Origin of the sequence: Sphaerisporangium melleum, assembly GCF_014646695.1 — a bacterium.
Taxonomy (GTDB): domain Bacteria; phylum Actinomycetota; class Actinomycetes; order Streptosporangiales; family Streptosporangiaceae; genus Sphaerisporangium; species Sphaerisporangium melleum.
In genome coordinates, this window is record NZ_BMNT01000022.1 from 20256 (window position 1) to 20645 (window position 390).

The 390-nt window shown below is 69.2% G+C and carries 1 protein-coding gene; it reads right to left on the reverse strand.

Annotated elements, in window-relative coordinates:
• A partial coding sequence (locus tag IEY93_RS19995; RefSeq protein ID WP_373291488.1) for a WD40 repeat domain-containing protein occupies nucleotides 1–362 on the reverse strand: 362 nt, incomplete at its 3' end.
• Between the last annotated feature and the right edge of the window lie 28 nt (nucleotides 363–390).

Below are 390 nucleotides of genomic sequence, written 5' to 3' on the forward strand. Positions count from 1 at the left end.
TGGCCGATAAGAGGATCGCCTCTCTCCCGGTGGCCGGCCACGTCCCACAACCGCACCGCCCCATCGCCGCTGCCGGTGGCCAAGGTTTTGCCGTCCGTTGCGAACGCCACCGAGAAGACCTTGTCTTGGTGGCCGGTGAGCCGGGCGATCTCCCGTTGACGGGTCACGTCCCACAATCGAGCTGTCCGGTCGTTGCCGCCGGTGGCCAGGGTGCGGCCGTCCGGTGCGAACGCCACCGAGGAGACCACATCCCGGTGGCCATTGAGCTGGGCGATTTCCTGGCGGCGGGTCACGTCCCACAATCGAGCCGTCCGGTCGCCGCTGCCGGTGGCCAGGGTGTGGCCGTCCCGGGTGAACGCCACTGAGGAGACTCCGCCTTGGTGGCCGTTG